The organism is Planomicrobium sp. YIM 101495 (assembly GCF_009707665.1).
In the GTDB taxonomy this organism is placed as follows: domain Bacteria; phylum Bacillota; class Bacilli; order Bacillales_A; family Planococcaceae; genus Planococcus.
The window spans coordinates 82,990-107,534 of the sequence record NZ_WLZW01000004.1 but is presented as its reverse complement, the minus strand read 5'-3'; the positions used below and the strand labels follow the sequence as shown (position 1 = coordinate 107,534).

The window sequence follows — 24,545 nt, the reverse complement described above, 5'->3', positions numbered from 1 at the left end:
CTGGAAAAGACGAAGCTGGCAAATCCGTTTGCCAGCTTCCTTTAAAGAATCGGGGAGGAATCCGTGATGAAAATTCTCGTCGTCGATGACGATCTCCATATCCAGCAATTGGTCTCGATCCATCTGGCCAAAGAGGGCTATACTGTATACCGCGCGAACAACGCGGAAGAAGCATTGATGTTCCTTGAAGAAGAAACCGTCGACTTGGCAGTGGTCGACGTCATGATGCCAGGGATGGACGGCTTCGATTTGACACGCCATCTGACGCAGGAAATGGAAGTCCCCGTCATCCTCCTGACCGCCAAAGGCCAGCTGGAAGACAAAGAGAAGGGCTTCCTTTCCGGAACGGAAGATTACATGGTCAAACCATTCGAACCGAAGGAATTGCTGTTCCGTGTGGCGGTCGTGCTCCGGCGTTCCGAACGTGCCGTCCAGGAAAATCTCCATGCCGGCAACATCGCGATCAACCGCAAGAACTTCGAAGTGGCAATAGGTGACGAAACACTGATCCTTCCTTTGAAGGAATTCGAACTCCTGTCCCTTTTGGTGTCGCGGATGAACATCGCCACTCCCCGTCTCCTGCTTATGGAACACGTCTGGGGCGAAGACAAAGACGTGAGCGAAATGACACTGAACACCCACATCAACCGCATCCGTGAGCGGCTGAAACGGCACGGCGCCGATGTCGAAATCCATACATTGCGCGGCATCGGCTATAAGCTCGAGGCCAAGAAGTGAAAACGTTATACCGCCAATTCACCGCCGCCATCCTGTCGATCCTGGCTGTCAGCCTTATTGTTGGATTTGTGCTCGCGAATTTTTTCTACCTTGCCGTGACAAAAGAAGAAGCGACCGAACAAAATGTCGCGATCGCGGAGGAAATCGTCGGAACGTTGCATGAAGTGCCCTATTCAAAAGAAGGCGCCGGTCCGTATTTGCAGGCAGTCGCAAAACTCGGCTACCAAGTGGCCTTGGTCGACAAGGACGGCGAAAAAGTATTTTACGGCGATTCTTTCGACGACACCACACTTCCTGAACAAGCCCAGCGTGTGCTGACAGACGGCGAAACGTATACCGGCCTTAACCGCCTGACTGATCAACTCTTTATGATCGGCCACTTTACGAACGAATTGCATAATACCGTGGGCGTCCCCCTCGAACTCGAAGACGAGCAGTACGGCCTCTTTATCCGGCCGGATATGAAGCTCGTATCGACGGATATCCATTCCGTGCTGATCGGCTTCATATTAGCGGTGACGCTCGTCAGCATCATCGGCATGGTCTTCATGTCACGGCAATTGACACGCCCGATCGTGCAGCTCACCGAAGCGACAAAACATATCGCACGGGAAAATTACAATTACCCGCTGAACATCCAGCGCAACGACGAAATCGGGCAGTTGTCCGAGAGCTTCAACCTGATGCAGAAGCAGCTGCAGCATAACGATGTTGTCCGGAAATCGTTCATCTCGAACGTTTCGCATGATTTCCAGTCGCCACTCATGAACATCCAGGGCTATGCGGATCTGTTGAAGTCGCCGGACTTGCCTGATGCTGACCGGCTCACTTATTCGGCCATCATCGACCAGGAAGCGAAGCGGTTGTCGAGCCTGACACGCCAACTGCTCCTGCTCACCTCGCTCGACCAGGGCGCCTATCCGATGAAAACGGGGTCCCTGCGCCTGGACGAAAGCTTGAAGAGCATTATCCAGAAATACCGCTGGCGGCTGGAGGAAGAAGACATCACCATCTCTTATCAGCTTGCACCGATCACGTTCCGCGGAGACGAGGAATTGCTGCAGAATGTTTGGGATAACTTACTCACCAATGCGATCAAATACAACAAGCCTGGCGGCAGCATCGAAATAAGTCTGCGCTCCATGGGAGATGAAATTGTCGTCACATTCAAAGACAGCGGCAGCGGCATCACGGAAGATGCGATCCCGCAGCTTTTCGACCGCTTTTACCGCGGGGATGCCGCCCGCCAGAAAGACGGCACCGGGCTCGGCCTGTCCATCGCGCAGCAGATCACCGCGCTGCACGGCGGGGAAATCCTGGTCTCAAGCCTGCTCGGCGAAGGAAGCGAATTCACCATCCACTTCCCTTCTACAAAAACGAACGACATCCAGAACGGAGGAACTCAATGATGGAAAAGAAATGGGGCTTGCGCCTGATTCAGATCTCGGCCATCTTCGGCTTTATCGGCACATTCATAGGGTCGCAAATGGCCGGACAAATGGACTATTCACTGCGCCCGATCCACGCGCACATCCTGCTCGTCGGCTGGCTGTCGGTGTTCGCTTGGGGTATCTTCTACCACACGTACACGATCAAATACAAAAAGCTCGTCACAGCGCACAGCATCCTCGCCATCATCGGCGCCATCGGCTTGACCGGCGGCATGTGGATGTACAACTTGAACCCGTTCAACTTAGGTGAAACGCTCGTCATGATCTTGTTCATCGTTGGCGGCTCGCTACTGCTGCTCGCCTTCTTCCTGTTCGCGGTCATCACGTTCTTCACGGAAAAAGAATAACAGGAGCTGCAAGCAGGGAAGACTCCAGGAAGCTTAAACAAGGCTTCCTGGAGTCTTTTTACCGGATAACGTCTTATTAAAAAACGTGACTCCTGTGCTTAACTTTCGATTCGTGTTATAGTCATCTTTGGAAAAAAGAAGGATAGTTCTAGATCGATAGTCATCAGGAGGATGTTCAGATGGATGTAATGTTTATTTTATTGATGCTGGTTGCCTTATTGGCTTTCGCAGCGAGCATTGTGTTGTTGTTGGTTGGTGCTTTGTTCAAAAAAGGGCTGAGCGTGAAGCAGGCCGGAATCGCGGCAGGGGTTTCATTCGCCGTGATCATCGGCTCCATTCTCGGCTTCTCAGGCGAGGACGTAGAAACCGCGAATGCCACCGAGAACGAAGAGGCGGAAATCGAAGAACAGCGCCTGGCTGAAGAGCTTGCGGCCGAAGAGAAAAAACAAGAAGAAGCGCGTGCCGCAGCGAAAAAAGAAGACGAGGAAAAAGCGGCGGCTGAGAAGCTAGCAAAAGAGAAGGCGGAGAAAGAAAAACAAGAGCAAGAACGCCTTGCTCAGCAAAAAGCCGAAGAACAGCGCAACAATGAACTGTTCGCCGGTTACGAACGGATCGATGTTGATGGCGGGAATTTGTCGGGCCACCGCGAGCCGAATGTCGTCGTGAACATCGGGTTCGGCGACCGCGAATATTGGGCCTTCACGAATGAACACGGCCAGCTCGTGCGGGTCGTTGCCGAAGAAATCACGCTGCAAGACGAGGACAACGAACCCGTCCTCTCTTCCGGCAGGTATTATTCGGACGAAGCGAAAGTGCCTGGTGTCGAAAGCGATAAGTTAGACGAAGGCCACGTCATCGCCGATTCACTCGGTGGTGTCGCGAATGCCTACAACATCACGCCGCAGGAAAGTACGCTCAACCGCCACGGTGACCAGGCGTATATGGAAAAAGTGATCCGCGATGCAGGTGGCGCGACGAATTTCGAAGCGATCATCACCTATCCGAATGCGGAAACGCAAATCCCTTCCAGCTACCAATATACGTACACGGTAAAAGGCCACGAAGTCGTGGATAAATTCGACAACGGCAACCCTGATGATGTCAACGCCTCACTCGGTTTGACGAGCAGCGAGCCCGCTGAAGCGGAAATTGTGAGTGAACCGGCCGGATCATCTACTCCGGCGAACGACGTTTCCACTGTCGATACGAACGGCAACGGACAAGTGACGATCAAAGAGGCGAAAGATGCAGGCTTCCGCATGCCGATCACACGTGACCACTGGTTAAATATAGGTGATAATTCATAGGATAGTTAGTCTAATATGGGGACTAACTATCCTTTTTTTTTAACATAATAGATTAATTAAATAATGGTTGAAAATATAGTTTAGAAGGTTTAATATGGATAATATAGACAACGAACGTTTGTTTGTTTTAAGGAGGACGTAGCCTCGGTGCGAGGACAGCACTCCGCAGAAACGATAGTTTCGAGGACCTTAATGAAACAACAATTACGGTAAACATTACAAGTAGCAGCACTATCGTAAATTACAATTGGTTGGAGATGCTTTTATGAAGGTAGAACAAATATTGATTGGTAATAGAAAAGTATTTCTGCTTATGGATTCAAATGGATCGCCCATTGAACCCGTTGCGAAGTATATGAAGTTTCACTATAACAAGGAGAGTAGTAGCAATACTTTACAGACTTACTGTACGGCTTTGAAATATTACTTTACATACTTAGAACAAAGAGGAATTGATTATCAGCAAGTTAGCTTTCAAATAATATCTGACTTCGTTGCTTGGCTCAGAAATCCATATGAAAGCAATAAAGTAGTACCCCAAAAGGAAGTTAAGGCTAAACGTAGTGAAAGAACAGTAAACACTTACCTTACGGTAGTGACATCATTTTATGATTATCTATACAGAGAAGAATTTGTTGAATCAAATGTTGTTGAAAAGTTGATGAAGAAGATGTTTCAAGGTGCAGGTGGAAATGGATATAAGGATTTTTTATATCATGTAAATAAAGACAAGCCACGTTTCAAAAATGTGCTTAAATTAGACGAACCTAGAGTAAGAGTAAAGATATTTACAAAGGAGCAAGTTAATGAAATCTATAAATCTACTACTAATATTAGGGATAGATTTTTAGTAAGGTTACTTTTTGAAAGTGGCTTTCGTATAGGTGAGGTTCTCTCCTTGTTTCTTGAAGACTTTCAATTTGACGCAATACAAAGGAAGCACAAAATCCAACTAACAGATAGAGGGGAGTTACCAAACGGGGGGAAGTTGAAGACTGGAGAACGAAAGATTGACATCTCTCAAGGGCTAATGGACTTGTATGATGATTATTTGTTCGAAGTGCTAGATGAATATAATCCTGACCATAACTTTGTATTTGTAAAGGTTTGGGGTAAGAACGCTGGAGAACCTCTAACATATTCTGATGTTTATGCAACTCTTAAAGAGATAGAAAGGAAAACAGGCATATATATTACTCCTCACCTATTTCGTCATACACATGGAACCATATTTTATCTTCAAACAAAGAATATAAAGGCAGTACAAGAACGTCTAGGTCATGCACAAATACAAACAACCATTGACCTATATGTTCACCCTTCTGAAGATGATATTCGTAAGGATTGGGAGAAAGCCTCTCTTGCCTTTGAAATTGGGCGAGGCATAGAGAACAAAGAGGAAATTTTTCAATCAGGTATTCCTGACGAGGTAGTTCCTTTTTAAGAGGTAGATTAGTATTTTAGGAGGACAAACATTGGATAAAATCATACCAAATAATTCAATCCCCAAAAGTGAATATTGGGACTTAATCACTTCCACCCTATCCACTTACGAGGTTAAAGATATTTCCAACGATGGAAAAGTAACAAGAAGAGTTGTGAATGATGATTACTTTTTAGTCAATGATGTTTGGAATATACATGAGATTGGTAAAATCCCTAATTTTGAAGAGCAATATAACAAGAGAAAAGGAATAGTAAATAACATTTACTTCAACTGTGTAAATCCAAACGTCAACATGGAGATTAAGTTTGTTTACTACAATCAAATTTTTTCAGACCGTTGGGGAATATTGTCTATATTTAAAAGTATATCAGGCTCGCTAAGAAAACTGGCTGAATATTTAAACGAAAGGCATCCAAATCTCACTTCCCTTCTTGATTTAGACATCAAGAGAGAGCAAAAGCTTTGGACCTTTTGGTTGAATGGTAAAGGAGAAAAGACAAGTTACATCAAGAAGATGAGAGGGGAAGAAATCGTTGCCCGTACGGAAATAGATGGCTTTTTAGCAAGGATTTATAATACACTTTTTCAATTAACCGATACCCGTGATGAATGGGAGAAGGATCGATGGGATGTACGGGTACTGAACAAAAAATACGGGATAGATTTCAATGAATCAACTAGTTGTCATCGTATTGATTTTTCAAATATAGAGAATAAAAATTTTAGTAAAATATTTAAAGAATATATAAAAGGTCGTCTAATCAGCGGCAAAAACTTCACCTGGGGTACAGCTCTAAGTTATGGAACATACACTATTCGTTTTTTAAACTCAATTGCAAAACAAAATCCTAAATGGAACGATTTTAAAAAACTTGAAAGAAAGCATATAGAAACGTACATAGAAGAGTTAAAGGAGCATACTAAAACCAAATTAAATAAGAAAAATTCAAACCCTAAAAAATATGTTCGTCAAGCATTAAAGTGTGTTCGTGCTTTTATAAGAGATCTTCAAATTTTAGAGAAGTTCGAAGATTTTGCACCTGAAGAAATGGTGTTTCGTTTAATATATCCTGAAGACTTTCCTAATCTCCCTAAAAAATCATCGGATGAAATTGATTACATACCTGACTATGTATTGGAACAACTGTTTAATAATCTAAATGACCTTCATCCAGATGTACAGCCAATTGTCTGGATCTCTTTCAAAACAGGGCTTCGCTTAAGCGATACATTGGAATTGACGCAGGATTGTTTAGGTAAAATAAACGGAAAATCAAATCTTACAACAGATATTGAAAAGACGTATGTAATAGGTCACAAAATACCCATTGATGATCATCTAGCAGATATAATTGCAGTTTTAATTGACCGTTCTAAGCAAAACAGCAATGATGATAACAATCCTGAAAGATACCTTTTTGTTCGTTACCGAGGTTCCCGTAAGGGAAGACCCTTTAGTCAGAATTTTGTTCGAGAAGAACTAAACAAATTAGCGTTAGAAAAAAATATTACTGATGAATCAGGCAATTTGTTTCACTTCAGACCTCACCAGTTTCGACATACTTTTGGAGTAAAAATGATAAATGGTGGAGCTGATATTTTAACGGTGCAGGAGTTATTAGCCCATGCATCACCCGAAATGACGTTGCAATATGCTCGTCTATTAGATGATACGAAACGTAAAGAGTTCGAGAAGGTTGTGAAACAAGGTGTGTTTATCTTTGACATAAATGGGGAAATTAACCAACTCTCAGAAAGTGAAGATGTCCCTAAAGACATTCTTGATATGTTGTGGAAAGACGAGAAGTTAAACGCCTTAGATAACCCTTATGGGACCTGTCGTGCAAGAGTCAACGGGAATTGCCCATTAGCAGCAGAACCCCCTTGTCTTACTGCAAACGATGGAAAACCTTGTTTTGATTTAGCAGTAGGTATGTCAAGTTTTGACGTTAAGAAGTACGAGCTTCTCATAGAAACAACTACAAAGTGGATTGAAGCGTCGAAAGAATATGGTCGTGAAGATATGGTTAAAGCAAACGAAAAGAACTTGGAAAGGTACCAAAATATTTACGAAACAATCAAAGATGGAAATGTTATTTTTGGTCGATTTGACCGCATGAAGAGACAATTAGAACGTGAGAAAAAGAAAGGTGTTAAACATGGCTAGTTTTGATCGTGAGGAACAATTAAGGCGGCTACATGAAAAGAGAAAGCAAGAAACTAAAGAAAAGGTTGAAGAAGCTATTAAACGCCTTACAAAGAGTTCTAAGGCTATTAACTTTAATAGTGTAGCAGAAGAAGCTGGAGTGAGTAAAGCAACCCTTTACAATCATACTGAGCTCAAAGAACGTATCGATTTCTTACGAAATCAACAACAAAATGCTTTTGTGGATTCGAGGATTAAACGTGACGAGAACAATCAAAATGCAGTAATCGCTTCTCTAAAGAGAAAGATTGAAAAGTTGGAAAAAAAGAATAAAGAACTTGAACAAGAAAATAAACGATTACGCGAAAAAGAAAATGAGAAGCTTACTGATTACTTTATGAAGATATAATTCTTATTCAACTAACCGAGCAGGCTAGTATCTTAAGAATATGTACATAATAACAGGACAATACATTTATAAATGATTACTAATTGGCATTATCGAACGGAGCGGGCAACATGTTTCAAATGAAGCTTATCAAAAAATTAAAGACATCATATGAAATAGTGATGTCAAATGATAATCGTTATTTATGTCACACAATGGGCAGTAAGACTATTGTTTATGATACATATTCTTGGGAAAAGGTGATAGAACTTCCTAAACCTAAACATCCTGGTTATATAAAATTCTCGCAAGATGGTCAATGGTTCTACATTAAAAATACAACTGGAACTATTTGTGCGTATAATACCAGTGATTTTCAACTATATAGAACCATACAATCAAGAAAATCCTTCCAAACTGTTGAGGTAAACTTTGAGATAATGGAAAATCCTTTAATAATTCTTGATACGATTAATATTAATAATTCTAAACAGATTGCGATTTTTAATATTGAAACTGGTGAATATCATGTATTGACTGATCTAGATAGTACACATATAACCTATCATCAGTTTATTCAAAATAAAAATTCTTATTTATTTACGGTATCAAATCTAGATGAGAATGATAATGTAGAACAAAGTATACTTTTCGTAAGTAATCCTTTAACGAACCCGTTAATCTCAATTTGGAAACTTCCTGATATATTACTATGGGACTCAATTATCTACGACCCAGTTCATAATGTTTATATTATGGTTAATAGATATGAGCTCATATTTTTTGAGTCCGACTTAAAAACTATTCTGAGGAAAGAAAAATTTATAGATAAAGAAAAATTAAATGTGATGGAAATCTTTTATCATATTCATGTATCGAATGATGGGAATTTTATTGTAATAACATTTAGTCAAAGGGTTTTGATCTTAAGGTTTGATGATTTATCTCCAATCTTTGTAGAAGAGATTCCAGATGCTTGTTTCGCAGAATTTAGCAAAAATGATAAATATTTACTCGTAGGTACATGGTCAAACGGTTTCGTCTTTGAAAATAACTTGAAATAGCTTTTATCATTTGATATTTTCGGATTAAATGGACAAATTAGATTTCACTGTATTAACTCCTAAAAAGATTCCCGATGATTGTACGTTAGAAATCAAAACCTATCCCTGGGGGAAAAAGACCACTTCTTCCATTTTAGACTGCATTTTATGGACAAGAAAGATACCAAATTGATGGTTAGTATTGAGAAGAAAAGGGGATTGCCTCTATACCAAGATCATTTAAGAGTAAAAGGAAGTATTTGAGGCATTACCAAAATAACCAAACCTTTTAAAAAGAGAAACTACATTGAAATAATTAAAAACGAAGCCGAATTTTTTATTGAAAATGGAATAACAAATCCAGAGGAATATTACAAAAATCGTTAGTTCCCTCTTTAACTAAAGTGCGATTCTTCAATAATGAGGGGTCGCTTTTTTGAAGTAACGGGTCAGGATAATTGTAGAATGGGAGGAACTCTTTTTGATTATTAAATTAAATTTTGGTAATGAACATATACAATACATCTCTTGTGCAACTAAAGTGGGTAGAAAGATTAACAAAATTAGAAGAGACTTTGAAAATTGGATCTTTGATGAGAACAAGAATAAAAAGTATTGGGCGTTTGAAAACGGAGAAAAGTATTGTCCAAATTATGATTCAGATGCAATTATAGAATGGTTAAATAATGTAAAGTTCAAAAAAGGCACTGCAAAGGCGAAATTAATCACAGTGCCAAAATCAAAAGTGAAAAAGACATTATATTTTTAGCCGATGTTATAAGGGTGCAAGGTTAATCATAACAGGTATCGGAATAAAACATTGATATTCAATTAACGGGGCAGGATAGTGGAACAAGGAATTTCAATTGAAATAAGAAATTACATGGTAAAATAGTTAAAAAAGGCTGTGTTAAATATGAAAGTTTCTTTAATTGTTGCGATGGGTAAGAATAGAGTGATTGGCAAAGAGAATGACATCCCTTGGAGAATTCCAAAGGATTGGGAGTATGTTAAAAATACTACAAAGAGACATCCGATTATATTAGGTAGAAAAAACCTTGAATCAATTGGAAGAGCTTTACCTCAAAGAAGGAATATTGTCTTAACGAGAGATAAGAATTATAAATTTGAGGGTTGTGAAATTGTCCATTCAATCGAAGATGTGTTTAAGATTTGTAAAAATGAAAAAGAGATTTTTATTTTTGGGGGAGAACAAATTTATAAAATGTTCTTACCTTACGTCGAGAAGATGTATATTACAAAAATTCATCATGAATTCGAAGGGGATACATTTTTTCCAGAAGTAAATTTCAATGAATGGGATGAAGTATCCGTTGAAAAAGGTGTTATGGATGGAGAAAATCCTTATAACTACTATTTTCATGTCTATGAAAGAAAATTGTTAAGCTAACGAAGGCTTTAGTTGAATAATGTAATAAAGATGGACCACACATTAGACATGTCTAATATGTGTGGTCCTTTTAGTGTCAACAGTTTCGCTTTCCTAACCTAAATATAACACTGGCTGTATCCATACATGGATGACCGCGATAATGACGGGATGGTCGGGGAATAACTTGCGCATCCCATAAATAAAACGCCGCCTCTCCGGAATCCCATGATTCCGGAAAGGCGGCGTTTTTCTTATATTTTATCAGCCAATATTTTCTTCAAGTTATCTACCCCGAGGCGTTCGGGTGTGCGCCCTTGCTCACGCATGTCACGCTCCAAAGCTGCCGAAGCGATCTCGATCAGCGAACTGCAGACCGGTGTCGCTACTCCCAGCTGTTTTCCGAGGGCCTCCAGCATGACAAGTCCTTCCGGCACGTCTTCCGTGATATAGCGAGAATTCACCTTCACCGGCCCCTTCGCGCGTGTCGGCATCGCCGCGTACCAGAAGAACACTTCTTTCGCATCTTGCGTCTCATCCAACGTGTTCCGGTATTTGCAGGCTTCTACGTATGAAAGCCTTGGGAATCCCAGCTTTTCGAGAACGTCCATTTTTTCGCTGTCGAGCTTTTCGAGAACCTTCCAGACGCTTGGCGTAAACACTTCGTGGTACATGATGTAATCGCCATTGGTCTTTTCAATCCGCGGCATGCTCATGATGGCGCCGACTGTGTGAACGATCAAGTTCGGATTGTGGAGCGCGGCTTCAACGACCGAAGACAAGTAAACGAATGGGAACCCGAGTGCCTCTAGATCCGCTTGCACGAGCGGGAGATTCTTCACCGGGTAGACGCCGAGTGGATTCCGCACGTTCCGGAAGCCGACTTTGATGTACCCAGGCTCAAGAATGCGACAATCCAGGAACGAGCTCTCGGCTTCCACAATCGTAATGTCCCGCCCTGCACTGTACTTCAGCAAGTACGCTGTTGATAAATACCCCGGATTGATCAAGACGATCTGGCCATCTGCAAGATACTCCGCCATCCGCTTCATCAATTCTTCATGGTAGTTTGTTTGAATGTAAACGATGATGATTTTCGCTTCCGTGATGGCTGAAAGCTCTTTTGTCACGTGGGCGATGTTCGTTGTCCGGACTTGCCCTTTTTCATCGATCCGGACTGCCCCGTCGTGATCCAGCAAATACTGAAAATTTTCATTATGCATCGAAGCGGACGTCTTAATCAACGTTACTTCATGCCCCTTCATCGATAAATCTGCTGCTACTGCGCAACCGCCATTCCCTGCTCCTACTACTGCAATTTTCATATTCCAGTCTCCCTGACTTCATAGTGTTGACGCTAAAAAGTTGCAAAAAGGTGTTGCGGCTGATTCCGCCCCTATTTTGATGGGAGCGCTTTCACCCCTCGTTTTTATTTTACCACTGTTAACCGTTTTGTATCCATTTATTGTTAGCATTTGCGTCATTTGGAATATGAATGATGAAATTGTGTTTGGGGGTTTTTCTACTCCATTCGACTTCCATTATTTGGAGATACTGTCCGGAATGATTGGAATACTGTCCGCATTTGCGAAATACTGTCCGGAACAGACCAAATACTGTCCGCAGATGCAAAATACTGTCCGCGAGGTTAAAAAGTGAAAAAAACACCCCCGCCCCAAAATTTTGGAGTGGTGGTGTTTTCTCTTGTGTCCTTTGAAGCGATTCCCAGCTACAAATGCTTCAGGAATCGTTCCGGTTCGTTCAGGAAATCTTTCGTGATCTTCACATGCTCCAATTCATCGTAATCGGCTTTCCGGATCACTCCATCCTCGATCAAAAGGATTTCAGCTTCCGGAAAAGCCATCAAGATCGGCGAGTGAGTCGCGATGATGAATTGACAGTTCTCGTCCACCATTTCTTTCATGATCGAGATGAGCGTCAATTGCTTGATCGGAGACAGCGGCGCTTCCGGCTCATCCAGTAAATACAGGCCGTTCGGCTGCAACCTCGCCTGGAACAAATCAAGAAAGCTCTCACCATGTGACCGGACTTCCAAGCCTTCCCCGTACAACCGTTCCAAGTCGTAAAGAGTTCGGGCATATGGCATTACTTCGCGCCTATTTCTGCCACTTTCCTTAATTTCCTCAATCATTTTCCTGGAATCTCGTTTCACTTCCTTCAACCTACTGATGAAATTGGTGAAATCATTTGCCCGGAAGTAAAACCCTTTCTTCGTCTTGATCGACCAGACCAATTTTAATTTCGTTTTCAATTCCCTCGAGAGCTCGGACTCCTCATACGCTGTTCCACCAATCAAGATGCTTCCGCTGCTGGCGGCGATCCCTTCCAATAACGTCGATTTCCCCGTTCCATTCTCCCCCACCAATATCGTAACCGGTTTGGTGAATTCGAGTTTCTCCAGATTTGTCAAAATCGGTAGGTTGTATGGGTAATTCCCTGAATCCTTCTGGCTGATTTGCAATTGGACAGATTTCAGATGGATTATAAGCCACCCTCTTCGGCTAATATAAAAGTATTTCGTTCAACAAAGCACATGGCCTGATACAATCATCCACTTACTTTCTCACCTTTCGCTTTCCAATGGCTGATGACAAGCCCAATTGAAACAAACAGCAGCGCGATCATCGAACCTGAGTAAACGAATGAGCCGAATCCCGATCCATAAATGAGTTGATACGCAAAGAAGGGAATCAATAACAAACAAATACCAACTATCAAAATAGAAATCTTACTCATACCAGCACGACCTTTCCACTTTTGATTTCCTCTGATAACTTATTCTACATCCTACTACGATTTTCCTGCCGCTGTTTCCGCCAGTTATAATCAATGAAAACCAGTGGCAGCGATAAGGCTCAGATGACTAAGCACGCTTGGTTCTGATGCAGCAAAGAACTTAGCGGAATTCTTCCCTGTCCGTAGCGCAATCAAGAGATAATGGAATCCCCCCGAAAATCAGGCCTAAAATTCCTTGCCAACGGGTATAGAAACTCAATCACCAATAATTATCTTAATATTAGAATAAAATTCCCACAAAGAAAGAAGGGGGCAAATTGAGCACAAGTAGTGATGCAGGACATGAAGTGGAAGTGAAAAAAGACTATTCGTTGGATAAAGTTCCGCGTGAAGACCGTCAAATGAGCTGGCTCAGCATCACCAATATTACCTTCGGGATCGCAACTGCCATCACAGATTGCAAGAATCGTCTCCATAGAAGATCCGCTCCTTCCGAAGGGCTTTTCCCCATTATATATGAACGAGCGAGCAGGTGCGTAAAGAATCTCATCCCTAGATTCTCAGCACGAAAAAAGCGCACCTAAAGCAGATGCACTTTCATTTCAGTCTCATCTTCGCATCACGCCGACACGCCCCACCTGATCGCCTTCAATAATCTTGCCACGTTCGGAAAGGAATGTTTAATACGGAAGAGGATGATTTTCTTAAGGCTTAACTGGTTGTATTGTTCACGGTATTTTCCTTTTTTCGCTTCTGCTACACGCCCTTGCTCAAGCAGGAGATGCAGCTCATTTCTTTCTTTCGTCACACGGATCGACCTGTCATATCGGTAATCCGTATATTCGTTGATTTCATCCAACATCCTGGCGATTTCCTGCATATGCGCGCCCTTTTTCTCCACCGTCGCGAGTTCCCGCTGTGTCCACGATCCACTCACCCCGACGCGATACGCCGACATGTTGCGGTCCATATAATGAACGGCTCCTTGAAGCCCTCCATAAATCACTAAAGGATAATCCCCCACGACCGCCCGGTGGAAAAATTCCGGGAGCGGCTCGATCTTCTCTTTTGCCAATAAGATCGAATTGGTTGCGACGAACTCCCCGCCCCCTTCGATGAGTTCTTCGACAGTGAGATCTCTATCTCCGACACTCGGCCTTACATCAGAAAGGACTTTCTTCTTCAGCGCGGATACGGTCGATGCAGCATGCACACTCATACTGCACTCCGGATGTGCTTCCATATAATCGACTTGCCGTTGCAGTTTCGTCGGATCCGTCCAGTAGTCGTCCCCTTCGCAATACGCGAGATATTTGCCCCGCGCACGCGCCTGATTCACTAGATCCACCAAGACTCCTTGCGAGTACTGATTTTCCGTTTGGTACATAGCTTTGATGATATAGGGATATTTCTCTTCATACTCCTTGATGATCGCAGCTGAACGGTCCGTCGAAGCATCATCATGAATCAGGACTTCAAATGAAAAATCTGTTTTTTGACTTAAGAAACTTTCGATCGCATCTGCAAGGTATGGCTCATGGTTATAGCTCAAGCAGCAGATGCTGACGGTGATCACTTCCTTTTCCACATCGCTCAACCCCCTTTACACGTTTTCATGCTCTCAGCTGTTTTCCTTGGTTCATGGAAAAGCAAGACAGCCAGAGGGACTCCTTTTTTCGCACACATTCGCGATCAACCGCGGTATAAAGGAAAATAATCCTCATCCAGAGAACCCGCCATCTTTTCTTTTATACTCGCCAATTGGTTGTATACTTCATGGTCCCTGATTTTCATGCCGATCAGCAGGTCCAGCGGTTCCGTCCTTGTGAATCCCATCTTGAAGCGGTGCAAGTTCCGATCATTGCTGGCTCCGCCCAAGTGAAAAACTTTCTTCCCGTTGTCCACTCCCCAGCGGCATGCTTCATATGTAATCAAGCTACTTGCTGCCAGGCGGAAATACGCTGGATCGTTTGCAGCCAAATGGGAATGGAGATAGTCTCCGTGATGGAGAAACAAAGCGGATGCAATATATTTCCCTTCGTGTTTAGCATTCACGATAAATTGCTTGCCGCTCAAATAATTAAACGAGGTCCGGATGAATTCTTCTGTGAATTGATAGTACTCATTGGTCACTGCATTCTTTTCAACCATCAATCCATACAATCGCGCAAACTCATGCGAACTGGCGCCGCTAAAGTCGAACTCGATTTCCACATTATTTTCCCGTGATCTCTTCACTAATCTCCGAGCATTCGAAGAGAATTCGTCCCGAAAGAAATCCGGAACCGTCAAATCGATGAACACGGTCGTGCCGTGGTTCCGTTTGTCGTAGATTCCTTCGAAGTCTTTGCCATTATTGATCCAGCCATTGAATCGGACGTATTCGCTCACGATCCGGTGCTGCATGCAGTAGTCCTGGAACGCGTCATTAAATGCTTGAATCATGTCGCTCTCTTTATTCGGTACACACGCCAGGAGAACTGGCCCGCTAAAGCCGAATGGCGTAATAATGTCGTAATATTTCTGGCCTTCCGTCTGGACCGGGGTTTCCCGAATGATGAATTGATAATACACATGCCCACAATCATTCTTCACCTCAAAAGTTCTGAGCTCTCCGCCGTGTTCCTTCGATTGATAAGCTTGTCCCCATTCCGGCAAAAAATAAATATCAGGATATACTTCCATTCGTCATCCTCCTAGCTTTTTGATTTAGTCTCTTACCAAAGAAAGCCTTAATACCCAGATAACTCGTTTGTTCCATCCAAAAAAACTGTATCTCCCGCTCATTATAGGCCATATTACCGAATAATGATAGTATTTTCTGAAAAATTAATCTTTATATTAAAATATGTAATCCTTCTTCCTTTTCTTCCCGAGAAAATTGCACGCGAGATATAGACCGAGAGACCCGACAATTCCACCGGATGGAGCATTTTTTCTCGAAACCTTGCTACATCAAGCAATAAACCGTTTTTTTCTGAATAATTTTTTTCATTCATTATGGTGCGAAACAGGTTTATTTACACTTTCCTTGTTTTTTGGCATCGGTTACACTGTAATTTGCCCACTTTTTTAGCATCGATAGATAGAGAGAAGGGAATAAACCACATGAAGAAGAAAAAAGGATTAACATTCAAAGTAATCAGCGCACTCATTTTAGGTGCTATTGTCGGTCTTTTGCTGAATTTATTTGCACCTGGCGTTTTTGACATAGTCAATCCGTACGTGTTCGTGCCACTCGGTCAAATCTTCTTAGCATTGATCAGTATGCTCGTTGTCCCCCTTGTCTTCTTGTCACTCGTCCTCGGTGTAGCCGGACTCGGGGACCCTGCAAAACTCGGAAGGATCGGTGTCAAAACCATCACCTACTTCATCGTGACGACGACCATCGCCATTACGATCGGGATGGCACTCGCAGCAGTCATCCAGCCTGGTCTTGCTGGTGATTTCGACTTGGAAGGCGCGTCGTTCGAGACGGAAGATGCACCGCCGATTTCTGAGACGTTACTGGACATCATCCCCGATAATCCGCTCGCCGCCATGACAGAAGGCAACATGCTGCAGATCATCGTCTTCGCTGTATTTGTCGGTCTCGCTCTGATAGCGCTCGGCGAAAAGACGCGTAGCTTGACGAACTTGATCGAGCAAGGGAATGAAGTCATGATGTACCTTGTCGGTATCGTCATGAAGTTCGCTCCATATGGCACGTTCGGCTTGATCGCAACGGCAGTCGGCTCACAAGGGTTGTCTGCCATGCAAGCCATGGGCGCCTATATGCTCGTCATCCTTGGCGCACTTCTGATCCACTCGGCATTCACTTACGGCGGCACGGTCCTATTCCTTGCGAAGAAAAGTCCCGTCTGGTTTTTCAAAGAGTTCTTCCCTGCCATGACCGTGGCATTCAGTACGTCCAGCAGTACCGGCACACTTCCGGTCTCAATGGAAGTTGCACAAACGAAATTGAAAATCCCGAAATCCATCTCTTCGTTCGTGCAGCCACTTGGCGCGACGATCAACATGGATGGCACGGCGATCATGCAAGGGGTCGCAACTCTTTTCATCGCCCAGGCTTACGGTCTTGACCTGACGATCGGCGAACTTGCGACTGTCGTCCTGACAGCCGTCCTTGCAAGTATCGGCACGGCAGGTGTCCCTGGCGTCGGCCTGATCATGCTTGCCATGGTCCTAACGAGCGTCGGCCTGCCAGTCGAAGGAATCGGCCTTGTCATCGGCATCGACCGCTTGCTCGATATGTCCCGTACAGCCGTCAACATCTCCGGCGACGCGGCATGTGCATTGTATGTGGCGGAAACCGAGAAAAAGAGAGCAATGAAAAAAGCTTAAGAGTACAAGGAAACCACCGAGCCCGGTGGTGCACCTCAAAAGTTAGAGTTCAAATCTAACTTTTGGGGTGTTTTTAGATGGTGGAATCCAGATCGCGCTGCTTTGCTGCTGAACGGGCCAGCGATCACGGTGCCGTCGCCGAAAAGCTGAAACTGGGGCAGCAGGAGCCTTCTTATAGTTTATCAGCGATTTTCGTGGGTTTATCAGCGATTATTTTGAGTTTATCAGCGGTTTTCGATAGTTTATCAGCGATTATCAATGAACTCCTCCCGCTACCCGATTTTATATGGATGAATCAAACAGAAAATACAAGTGACTTTCCCCGAGACCACCACCTCTTCTACAAGGGGGATGATGTCGGACCAGGAAATAAAAATCCGCCCCATTCGGTGATGGGGCGGATTTCTCATACTGGATGATAAAGTATCTTCTGTTTACGGGAGAACCGTCTCTCCCATGAGGAAACGGTCGCATTCCCGCGCGGCACCGCGTCCTTCGTTGATCGCCCAGACGATCAGGCTTTGCCCTCTGCGCATATCCCCCGCTGCAAAGAATCCTTCACGGTTAGTCGTAAAACGGCCGTGCTCCGCTTTCACTCGCGTATTCGCTTCCACTTCGATCTCCAGCTGCTGCGGCAGTTCCTGTTCCGGTCCGCTGAAACCGATCGCCAACAGCACCAGGTCCGCTTTCCACACTCTCTCCGTTCCCAGGATTTCTTCGCGGATCCGGTTGCCGTGCTCATCAATTCGTACTTTCACTCCTACCGTATGCACTTCTTTGACATTGCCGGCCTCGTCGCCGACAAACTTCTTCGTCATCACCGCATATGCACGCGGGTCGCTCCCGAACACGGAAGCAGCTTCTTTATGGCCGTATTCGACGCGGTGGATTCGCGGATATTGCGGCCACGGATTACTCACTTCGTCGCGTACGCCGTCTTTCTGCTCATACACATCAAACTGGACGAGCGAACGGCAATCGTGGCGCACCGCAGTCGCGAGGCAATCCGTTCCCGTGTCTCCTCCGCCGATCACGATGACATCCTTCCCTTTCGCCGAGATGAACTTGCCGTCTTCCAGATTCGAATCGAGCAGGCTTTTCGTGCTGCTGTGCAGAAAATCCATCGCATAATGGACGCCCCCAAGTTGGCGGCCTTCCACTTCGACATCGCGGTGGACAGCGGCGCCGGTGCACATAATCACCGCAGCGAAATCCGCCTGAAGTGCAGATGCGGGATAATCCTTGCCGACTTCCGTGTTCGTGCGGAACTCGATGCCTTCCTGTTCAAGGATGCGGATCCGCCGTTCCACCATCTCATACGGCAATTTCATCTCTGGAATGCCATATGTCAACAAGCCGCCTGGCCGGTCACTCCGCTCAAAAACAACCACGGAATGGCCCGCCTTGTTCAATTGGGCAGCTGCAGCGAGACCTGCCGGACCGGAGCCGATAACGGCCACTTTCTTGCCGGTGCGCGTTTTCGGCGGTTCCGGTACAACCCATCCTTCGGCAAAACCACGCTCGATGATTGAGCGTTCGACCGAGCGGATGGCGACCGGCTGCTCATTGATCCCGAGCACACATGCTCCTTCACAAGGCGCTGGGCAGGCTGTTCCCGTGAATTCCGGGAAGTTGTTCATCAGATGCTCCCGGCGCAGCGCTTCCTTCCACTGTCCCCGGTATACAAGATCGTTCCATTCCGGAATGAGGTGATACACCGGACAGCCGCTCGTGCCGCCCGTCATCTCCATTCCTGTCTGGCATGTCGGCACCCCGCAGTCCATGCAGCGTGCACCTTGCCTCTCCGCTTCCTCCGTCGACAGCGGAATCGTGTAATCGGTCCAATCCTTCACCCGTTTGTCTGGTGTACGCTCCTTGACTGCTTGCCGTTCATATTCCATAAATCCGGTTGCTTTTCCCATCGTTTCGCCCCCTGCTATCGTTTATTTTCCGGCATTCGCCATTTTGCTTTCCTCAAAAGCGGCCATTTCAGCTGCCGCCTTCGCCATGCCGCCTTCCTGCAATGCATTGATGCGGCTGTTGATCTGCAAATAGGCTTTCGGAATGACCCGCACGAATTTCCCGGAGAAAATTTCCCAATGCGCCAAAATCCGCTGGCCGTTGCGGCTGCCTGTATAGTCCACGTATTTTTGGATCATTTCCTTCAATTCTTCTATTTCCGTGAGCTCTGCCAGTGGCTGGACGAAGACGAGCTCCGTGTTGCAGCGCTTCCCGAATGAACTGTCTTCATCAAGCACATAAGCCACTCCGCCTGACATCCCTGCCGCGAAGTTTTTGCCGGTCTTGCCGAGTATGACGACACGGCCTCCCGTCATATATTCACAGCCGTGATCCCCGATTCCTTCCACGACAATATCGGCGCCGCTGTTGCGGACAGCGAACCGCTCGCCCGCCAGCCCGTAGATGTATGCCTCACCGGCTGATGCCCCGTAAAATGCGACGTTGCCGATGATGATATTGTCTTCCGGAATAAACGTCGATTCTTCCGCCGGATAGGCGATGATCTTGCCGCCGGACAAGCCTTTGCCGACAAAATCATTGGCGTCCCCGACCAGCTTCATCGTCATGCCCCGCGGAATGAACGCACCGAAACTCTGGCCTGCAGATCCACTGAAATTCATTTGAATCGTATCTTCCGGCAGCCCCTCAGCCCCGTGGCGTTTCGAGATGGCACTGCCGACCATTGTGCCGGTCGCACGGTGGATATTGCGGATCGCCGTATGGATTTCCACACGCTCCCCTCGTTCAATGGCGCCTTCGCATCGTGGCAGTAATTCCTGGTGATCAAGTGTCTTCTGGAGTCCGTGGTTCTGTTCCATCCGGGCATAAGTGCCGACTTTCTCCGGCAGGTCCGGACGATACAGAAGCGCTGACAGGTCAAGGCCGTCCGCTTTCCAATGGTCAACTGCAGCTTTTGCTTCCAGGACATCGGTCCGGCCGATCATTTCGTTGATGGTGCGGAAACCGAGTTCCGCCATGAGTTCACGTGCCTCGCGCGCTACAAAGTGCATGAAATTGACGACATGCTCCGGATCTCCGGCGTATTTCTTGCGCAGCTCGGGATTTTGCGTGGCAATGCCGACCGGACACGTGTCGAGATGGCAGACGCGCATCATGACGCAGCCGAGCACGACAAGCGGCGCAGTCGAAAATCCGTATTCCTCCGCTCCGAGGAGTGCTGCAATGACGACATCCCTGCCGGTCATCATCTTGCCGTCCGTCTCGACGACGATCCGGTCCCGCAGGCCGTTCAGCATCAGCGTCTGGTGCGTTTCCGCCAAACCGATTTCCCATGGCAGCCCCGTATGCTTCAGACTGGTCTTCGGCGCAGCGCCCGTGCCGCCGTCGTAGCCGCTGATGAGTACGAGATCCGCACGCCCTTTCGCAACGCCTGCCGCGATTGTGCCGACACCGACTGCCGACACGAGCTTGACTGAGATCCGCGCCTGCGGATTGGCGTTTTTCAAGTTGAAAATCAATTCCGCCAAATCCTCGATAGAATAAATATCATGGTGCGGCGGCGGCGAAATCAATTCCACGCCTGGCGTTGAACCACGCACTTCCGCTACCCACGGATAGACTTTCTGTCCCGGCAAATGGCCGCCTTCCCCAGGTTTCGCCCCTTGTGCGACTTTGATCTGGATTTCATCGGCATTAACCAGGTAATGGCTTGTCACACCGAAGCGTCCGGATGCGACTTGCTTGATGGCACTCCGGCGACTGTCTCCGTTGGCATCCGGCTGGAAGCGCTCCGTCTGCTCCCCGCCTTCCCCCGAATTGCTCCGTCCGCCGATCCGGTTCATCGCGATCGCCAACGCTTCATGCGCTTCGGCGCTGATTGAACCGAAGGACATCGCACCTGTCTTGAAACGCGCACTGATGGATTCGACCGATTCAACTTCTTCGACCGGGATCGGTTCGCGCTTTTGAAATGCAAGCATGCCGCGCAGCGAATGCACGTCTGCCGTCTCCCCCGACAGCAGACGGCTGTATTTTTTGAAAGTATCATAATTCCCCGTGCGGCACGCCTGCTGCAGCGTATGGATAGTCACCGGATTGTACTGATGAGTCTCCCCGTTCGCCCGGTACTGGAATTCATCCCCCGCTTCCATCGCACGGTCGCCGCCTGAACGCTTCGGGTATGCCTGCTTATGGCGCATGAGCACTTCTTTCGCAATAATCTCGAGGCCGATTCCGCCGAGGCGTGATGCCGTGCGGGTGAAATACCGGTCGATCACGTCGGAATGGATACCGACCGCTTCGAAAATCTGCGCGCCGCGGTAGCTCTGGATTGTGGAAATCCCCATTTTTGAAAGCACTTTGATGATGCCGTCTGTTACGGCTTTGATGTAATTCGCACCCGCTTCTTCCGCGCTCACAGCCGGGATATCTCCGGACGCCGTCAGTTCACCGATTGTGCGGAAAGCAAGGTACGGATTGATTCCTTCTGCCCCGTAGCCGAGCAGTACGGCAAAATGATGGACTTCACGCGGCTCCGCCGACTCGAGCAGGATGCTCGTCCGGGTGCGTGCACCGCTGCGGATCAAGTGGTGGTGCAGGCCAGATACGGCGAGCAGGGCCGGGATGGCTGCATGTTCGCGGCCAGCACCCCGGTCCGTCAGCACGAGAAGTGTCGCTCCGTTCTCCACTGCCTCGTCCGCTTTCGCAAATAATTGTTCAAGGCTCCGTTCCATCGATTCCGCTCCGCCTTCTGCCTGGAACAGGATCGGCAGCGTCACTGCCTGGAACACGCCCGAGCTCTGTCCGCGCAGCTTTGCCATCTCGGCATTCGTCAAAATCGGCGTCTCAAGCCGGATCTGCCGGCAGCTTTCCGGTTCCGGCTGCACGAGATTTCCTTCTGCGCCGATTGTCGTTCTGGCAGAGGTAATGATGTGTTCCCGTATTGCATCGATCGGCGGGTTCGTCACTTGTGCGAATAATTGTTTGAAATAGTTATAGAGGAGCTGCGGCCTTTTGGACAGCACAGCAAGCGGCGAGTCATAGCCCATCGAACCGATCGGATCCTTGCCGCCTTCCGCAAGCGGCTTGATGATTTTCCCAACTTCTTCCGTCGTGTAGCCGAATGCCAATTGCTGCTCGATCAATTCCCCTTCAGGCGGCAATGCTGCAGCGCGCTTCGGTTCCGGCAGCTCGTCCAGATTCTTCATATGCTCGCCGATCCAGTCCTGGTAAGGCAATTCCGATGAAATCTGCGATTTGATGTCTTCATCCGGAATGATGATGCCGCGCTCCAGATCAACCAGCAGCATTTTCCCCGGATGCAGCCGCTCTTTCACGACGATGTCGTCCGCGAAAATATCGAGCGCCCCCACTTCAGAGCCGAGGACGATCATGCCGCTCTTCGTCACGTAATAACGCGCGGGACGCAGCCCGTTGCGGTCCAGACAGGCCGCAATCTGCCGGCCGTCCGTGAAAATGAGCGCTGCCGGTCCATCCCACGGCTCCATCAGTGTGCTGTGGTATTCGTAGAAATCCCGTTTTTCACGGCTGATGCTCGGGTCATTCACCCAAGGCTCGGGAACCATCATCATTGCCGTATGGGCAAGTGAACGTCCCGACAGATGCAGAAATTCAAAACAATTATCGAACATCGAGGAGTCGCTGCCGCTTTCGTCGATGACCGGTAATATATTTGACAGAGCATCTTCATCAAAATAAGGCGAGGTGCACAAAGCTTCACGGGCCCGCATCCAATTGACATTGCCGCGGAGCGTATTGAATTCTCCGTTGTGCGCGGAGTAACGGTTCGGATGCGCTCGTTCCCAGCTCGGGAATGTGTTCGTGCTGAAGCGCGAATGGACGAGCGCCAAAGCGGATTTGAATTCGGGATGGTTGAGGTCGATGTAGAACGAATCCAGTTGCTCCGGAATGAGCATCCCTTTGTAGACGATCGTGCTAGAGGACAAACTGCAGAAATAGACGGAGCTGAATGCCGCATCCTTCAGCATCTCCCGCTCGATGCGCTTGCGGATGAGATACAGCTTCCGCTCAAAAGCGATCTGTTCGCCGAGATTTTCTGCCGCCGCGATGAACAGTTGGCGGATCACCGGCTTCGACTTGGATGCAAATTTTCCGACGAACGAATCGTTGATCGGTACCGGGCGCCAGCCGAGGCAGACTTGCCCTTCCTCTTCAACAATCCGCGTCATGATCGCTTTCACTTTCATCCGCAGCTCCTGGTCCTGCGGCATAAACAGCATCCCGATCCCGTATTTCCCTTCTTCCGGAAGATGAATGTTTTCTTTCGCGCATTGTTTCAGGAAAAACCGGTGCGGAATCTGCGTCAGGATACCGGCCCCGTCTCCGGAACTCGTATCAGAAGACTGGCCGCCGCGATGTTCCAGGTTGCATAAAATATTGATGGCATTTTGCACAATCGCATGCGATTTCTCTCCGTTGATGTTCGCAATCATCCCGATGCCGCATGCCTCGTGTTCAAAGTCAGGATGATACAGGCCCTGTGGACCCGGATAAGATGTGTTCGTCAATAAAACCGCCCCCTTAATAGTTTGAAGTGTCGTAATAGTTAAACATTTTAACACAAAATGGAATTGTCGCAAAATAAAACTTAGTAAAAAAGGATGAAAATTATTGAAAGCGTTTTCATATGTGGGCATTAAGCATCTCATTTTTACAAAAAAAAGTTTTATCGCCATTAAATGAAGTATTTATTTTTAATGTCAGTTTTCCTTACATAATCTTTAAAAATGCATTGTATTTTCAGAAAACATGTTTTATTATGTTAAGAAACCTGACATGAAAAAATTGTCACGGAAATAAAAGGAGGGAAAAATCATGAAAAAGATTGAAACGATCATCCGTCCCACCGTCTTCAAGGACGTCCGCCAGGCACTTGCGCTCGAAGGAATTGACGGCTTGAGCATCACCGAAGTCGCCGGCATCGGCAAACAGGAAGGGCGGACCGGTCTGTTCCGGGGAAATGCGTATACGATGGAATTCTCGCCGAAGCTGAAGCTGGAAATGGTTGTCGACGATGCAAAAGTCGAAGGAATCATCGAAGTGCTGCTCGAATGGGCATCGACCGGTGAAGTCGGCGACGGGAAGATTTTCATTTACCCTGTCGAAGAAGCAATCCGGATCAGAACGAAAGAACGCGGCGTTGTCGCGATCGGATAAGGAGGAAA

General features: G+C 46.5%; 21 protein-coding genes. 13 read left to right on the top strand and 8 right to left on the bottom strand.

Annotated elements, in window-relative coordinates; translation table 11 throughout:
• The first annotated feature begins 66 nt into the window (after positions 1-66).
• The 10 genes from GIW82_RS12920 to dfr all read left to right on the top strand — a co-directional run bounded on the left by GIW82_RS12920 (position 67) and on the right by dfr (position 10,278).
• Complete coding sequence (locus GIW82_RS12920) at positions 67-738, top strand: response regulator transcription factor (protein WP_154750363.1); 672 nt, start codon at positions 67-69, stop codon at positions 736-738.
• The gene (locus GIW82_RS12915) at positions 735-2,147 is read left to right on the top strand and encodes a sensor histidine kinase (RefSeq protein ID WP_370456231.1); all 1,413 of its coding nucleotides are present in this window, start codon (positions 735-737) and stop codon (positions 2,145-2,147) included. The genes GIW82_RS12920 and GIW82_RS12915 overlap by 4 nt, the downstream gene beginning before the upstream one ends.
• Complete coding sequence (locus GIW82_RS12910) at positions 2,147-2,536, top strand: hypothetical protein (RefSeq protein ID WP_154750454.1); 390 nt, start codon at positions 2,147-2,149, stop codon at positions 2,534-2,536. The genes GIW82_RS12915 and GIW82_RS12910 overlap by 1 nt, the downstream gene beginning before the upstream one ends.
• 179 nt (positions 2,537-2,715) lie before the next feature.
• Positions 2,716-3,843: a DNA/RNA non-specific endonuclease gene (locus GIW82_RS12905; protein ID WP_154750362.1), complete on the top strand. Its 1,128-nt coding sequence runs from the start codon at positions 2,716-2,718 to the stop codon at positions 3,841-3,843.
• Between the two features lie 265 nt (positions 3,844-4,108).
• On the top strand, positions 4,109-5,287 hold the full coding sequence (locus tag GIW82_RS12900; RefSeq protein ID WP_154750361.1) for a tyrosine-type recombinase/integrase: 1,179 nt from the start codon (positions 4,109-4,111) through the stop codon (positions 5,285-5,287).
• Between the two features lie 31 nt (positions 5,288-5,318).
• Entirely contained in the window at positions 5,319-7,457 is a 2,139-nt protein-coding gene (locus tag GIW82_RS12895) for a tyrosine-type recombinase/integrase (RefSeq protein WP_154750360.1), read from the top strand.
• The gene (locus GIW82_RS12890) at positions 7,450-7,845 is read left to right on the top strand and encodes a DUF6262 family protein (RefSeq protein WP_154750359.1); all 396 of its coding nucleotides are present in this window, start codon (positions 7,450-7,452) and stop codon (positions 7,843-7,845) included. The genes GIW82_RS12895 and GIW82_RS12890 overlap by 8 nt, the downstream gene beginning before the upstream one ends.
• Before the next feature lie 119 nt (positions 7,846-7,964).
• Positions 7,965-8,888: a hypothetical protein gene (locus tag GIW82_RS12885; RefSeq protein ID WP_195914054.1), complete on the top strand. Its 924-nt coding sequence runs from the start codon at positions 7,965-7,967 to the stop codon at positions 8,886-8,888.
• Positions 8,889-9,348: 460 nt separating this feature from the next.
• Positions 9,349-9,636 carry a hypothetical protein gene (locus GIW82_RS12880; protein ID WP_154750357.1) on the top strand — a complete coding sequence of 96 codons (288 nt, stop codon included), beginning with the start codon at positions 9,349-9,351 and terminating at the stop codon, positions 9,634-9,636.
• Between the two features lie 147 nt (positions 9,637-9,783).
• Positions 9,784-10,278 (top strand): DfrD/DfrG/DfrK family trimethoprim-resistant dihydrofolate reductase, encoded by a 495-nt coding sequence (gene dfr, locus GIW82_RS12875; protein WP_154750356.1) that lies wholly within the window; start codon positions 9,784-9,786, stop codon positions 10,276-10,278.
• Positions 10,279-10,511: 233 nt separating this feature from the next.
• On the opposite strand, the gene GIW82_RS12870 is transcribed toward dfr, so the two are convergent.
• From GIW82_RS12870 to GIW82_RS14775, 6 genes are all read right to left on the bottom strand, one after another.
• Positions 10,512-11,582 carry an NAD/NADP-dependent octopine/nopaline dehydrogenase family protein gene (locus GIW82_RS12870; protein ID WP_154750355.1) on the bottom strand — a complete coding sequence of 357 codons (1,071 nt, stop codon included), beginning with the start codon at positions 11,580-11,582 and terminating at the stop codon, positions 10,512-10,514.
• 404 nt (positions 11,583-11,986) lie between these two features.
• Positions 11,987-12,739 (bottom strand): AAA family ATPase, encoded by a 753-nt coding sequence (locus tag GIW82_RS12865; RefSeq protein ID WP_255475172.1) that lies wholly within the window; start codon positions 12,737-12,739, stop codon positions 11,987-11,989.
• Between the two features lie 86 nt (positions 12,740-12,825).
• Entirely contained in the window at positions 12,826-13,014 is a 189-nt protein-coding gene (locus tag GIW82_RS12860; RefSeq protein ID WP_154750353.1) for a hypothetical protein, read from the bottom strand.
• Between the two features lie 619 nt (positions 13,015-13,633).
• Positions 13,634-14,602 carry a glycosyltransferase family 2 protein gene (locus GIW82_RS12850; RefSeq protein WP_370456230.1) on the bottom strand — a complete coding sequence of 323 codons (969 nt, stop codon included), beginning with the start codon at positions 14,600-14,602 and terminating at the stop codon, positions 13,634-13,636.
• 104 nt (positions 14,603-14,706) lie between these two features.
• Positions 14,707-15,699 carry a GNAT family N-acetyltransferase gene (locus GIW82_RS12845; RefSeq protein ID WP_154750350.1) on the bottom strand — a complete coding sequence of 331 codons (993 nt, stop codon included), beginning with the start codon at positions 15,697-15,699 and terminating at the stop codon, positions 14,707-14,709.
• Positions 15,700-15,812: 113 nt separating this feature from the next.
• Positions 15,813-16,013 carry a hypothetical protein gene (locus GIW82_RS14775; protein WP_195914053.1) on the bottom strand — a complete coding sequence of 67 codons (201 nt, stop codon included), beginning with the start codon at positions 16,011-16,013 and terminating at the stop codon, positions 15,813-15,815.
• A gap of 109 nt (positions 16,014-16,122) precedes the next feature.
• Here GIW82_RS14775 and GIW82_RS12840 point away from each other — a divergent pair, with 109 nt between their 5' ends.
• Both GIW82_RS12840 and GIW82_RS12835 read left to right on the top strand, forming a co-directional pair.
• A complete protein-coding gene (locus GIW82_RS12840; RefSeq protein ID WP_154750349.1) occupies positions 16,123-17,358 on the top strand; it encodes a dicarboxylate/amino acid:cation symporter in 1,236 nt (411 codons plus the stop codon).
• Between the two features lie 77 nt (positions 17,359-17,435).
• A complete protein-coding gene (locus tag GIW82_RS12835; RefSeq protein ID WP_154750348.1) occupies positions 17,436-17,777 on the top strand; it encodes a hypothetical protein in 342 nt (113 codons plus the stop codon).
• 15 nt (positions 17,778-17,792) lie between these two features.
• On the opposite strand, the gene GIW82_RS12830 is transcribed toward GIW82_RS12835, so the two are convergent.
• Together GIW82_RS12830 and gltB are read right to left on the bottom strand one after the other, a co-directional pair.
• A complete protein-coding gene (locus tag GIW82_RS12830) occupies positions 17,793-19,280 on the bottom strand; it encodes a glutamate synthase subunit beta (RefSeq protein WP_154750347.1) in 1,488 nt (495 codons plus the stop codon).
• Between the two features lie 21 nt (positions 19,281-19,301).
• Positions 19,302-23,888 carry a glutamate synthase large subunit gene (gene gltB, locus GIW82_RS12825; RefSeq protein ID WP_195914052.1) on the bottom strand — a complete coding sequence of 1,529 codons (4,587 nt, stop codon included), beginning with the start codon at positions 23,886-23,888 and terminating at the stop codon, positions 19,302-19,304.
• Between the two features lie 307 nt (positions 23,889-24,195).
• Between gltB and GIW82_RS12820 the strand changes: the two genes are divergently transcribed.
• Positions 24,196-24,537 (top strand): P-II family nitrogen regulator, encoded by a 342-nt coding sequence (locus tag GIW82_RS12820; protein WP_154750345.1) that lies wholly within the window; start codon positions 24,196-24,198, stop codon positions 24,535-24,537.
• The last annotated feature ends 8 nt before the right edge of the window (positions 24,538-24,545 follow it).

Coding starts and splice junctions, on each gene's coding strand:
- GIW82_RS12920 (WP_154750363.1), top strand. CDS start 67: ATGAAAATTCTCGTCGTCGATGACGATCTCCATATCCAGCAATTGGTC.
- GIW82_RS12910 (WP_154750454.1), top strand. CDS start 2,147: ATGGAAAAGAAATGGGGCTTGCGCCTGATTCAGATCTCGGCCATCTTC.
- GIW82_RS12905 (WP_154750362.1), top strand. CDS start 2,716: ATGGATGTAATGTTTATTTTATTGATGCTGGTTGCCTTATTGGCTTTC.
- GIW82_RS12900 (WP_154750361.1), top strand. CDS start 4,109: ATGAAGGTAGAACAAATATTGATTGGTAATAGAAAAGTATTTCTGCTT.
- GIW82_RS12890 (WP_154750359.1), top strand. CDS start 7,450: ATGGCTAGTTTTGATCGTGAGGAACAATTAAGGCGGCTACATGAAAAG.
- GIW82_RS12885 (WP_195914054.1), top strand. CDS start 7,965: ATGAAGCTTATCAAAAAATTAAAGACATCATATGAAATAGTGATGTCA.
- dfr (WP_154750356.1), top strand. CDS start 9,784: ATGAAAGTTTCTTTAATTGTTGCGATGGGTAAGAATAGAGTGATTGGC.
- GIW82_RS12870 (WP_154750355.1), bottom strand. CDS start 11,582: ATGAAAATTGCAGTAGTAGGAGCAGGGAATGGCGGTTGCGCAGTAGCA.
- GIW82_RS12860 (WP_154750353.1), bottom strand. CDS start 13,014: ATGAGTAAGATTTCTATTTTGATAGTTGGTATTTGTTTGTTATTGATT.
- GIW82_RS12845 (WP_154750350.1), bottom strand. CDS start 15,699: ATGGAAGTATATCCTGATATTTATTTTTTGCCGGAATGGGGACAAGCT.
- GIW82_RS14775 (WP_195914053.1), bottom strand. CDS start 16,013: ATGAATGAAAAAAATTATTCAGAAAAAAACGGTTTATTGCTTGATGTA.
- GIW82_RS12840 (WP_154750349.1), top strand. CDS start 16,123: ATGAAGAAGAAAAAAGGATTAACATTCAAAGTAATCAGCGCACTCATT.
- GIW82_RS12835 (WP_154750348.1), top strand. CDS start 17,436: ATGGTGGAATCCAGATCGCGCTGCTTTGCTGCTGAACGGGCCAGCGAT.
- GIW82_RS12830 (WP_154750347.1), bottom strand. CDS start 19,280: ATGGGAAAAGCAACCGGATTTATGGAATATGAACGGCAAGCAGTCAAG.
- GIW82_RS12820 (WP_154750345.1), top strand. CDS start 24,196: ATGAAAAAGATTGAAACGATCATCCGTCCCACCGTCTTCAAGGACGTC.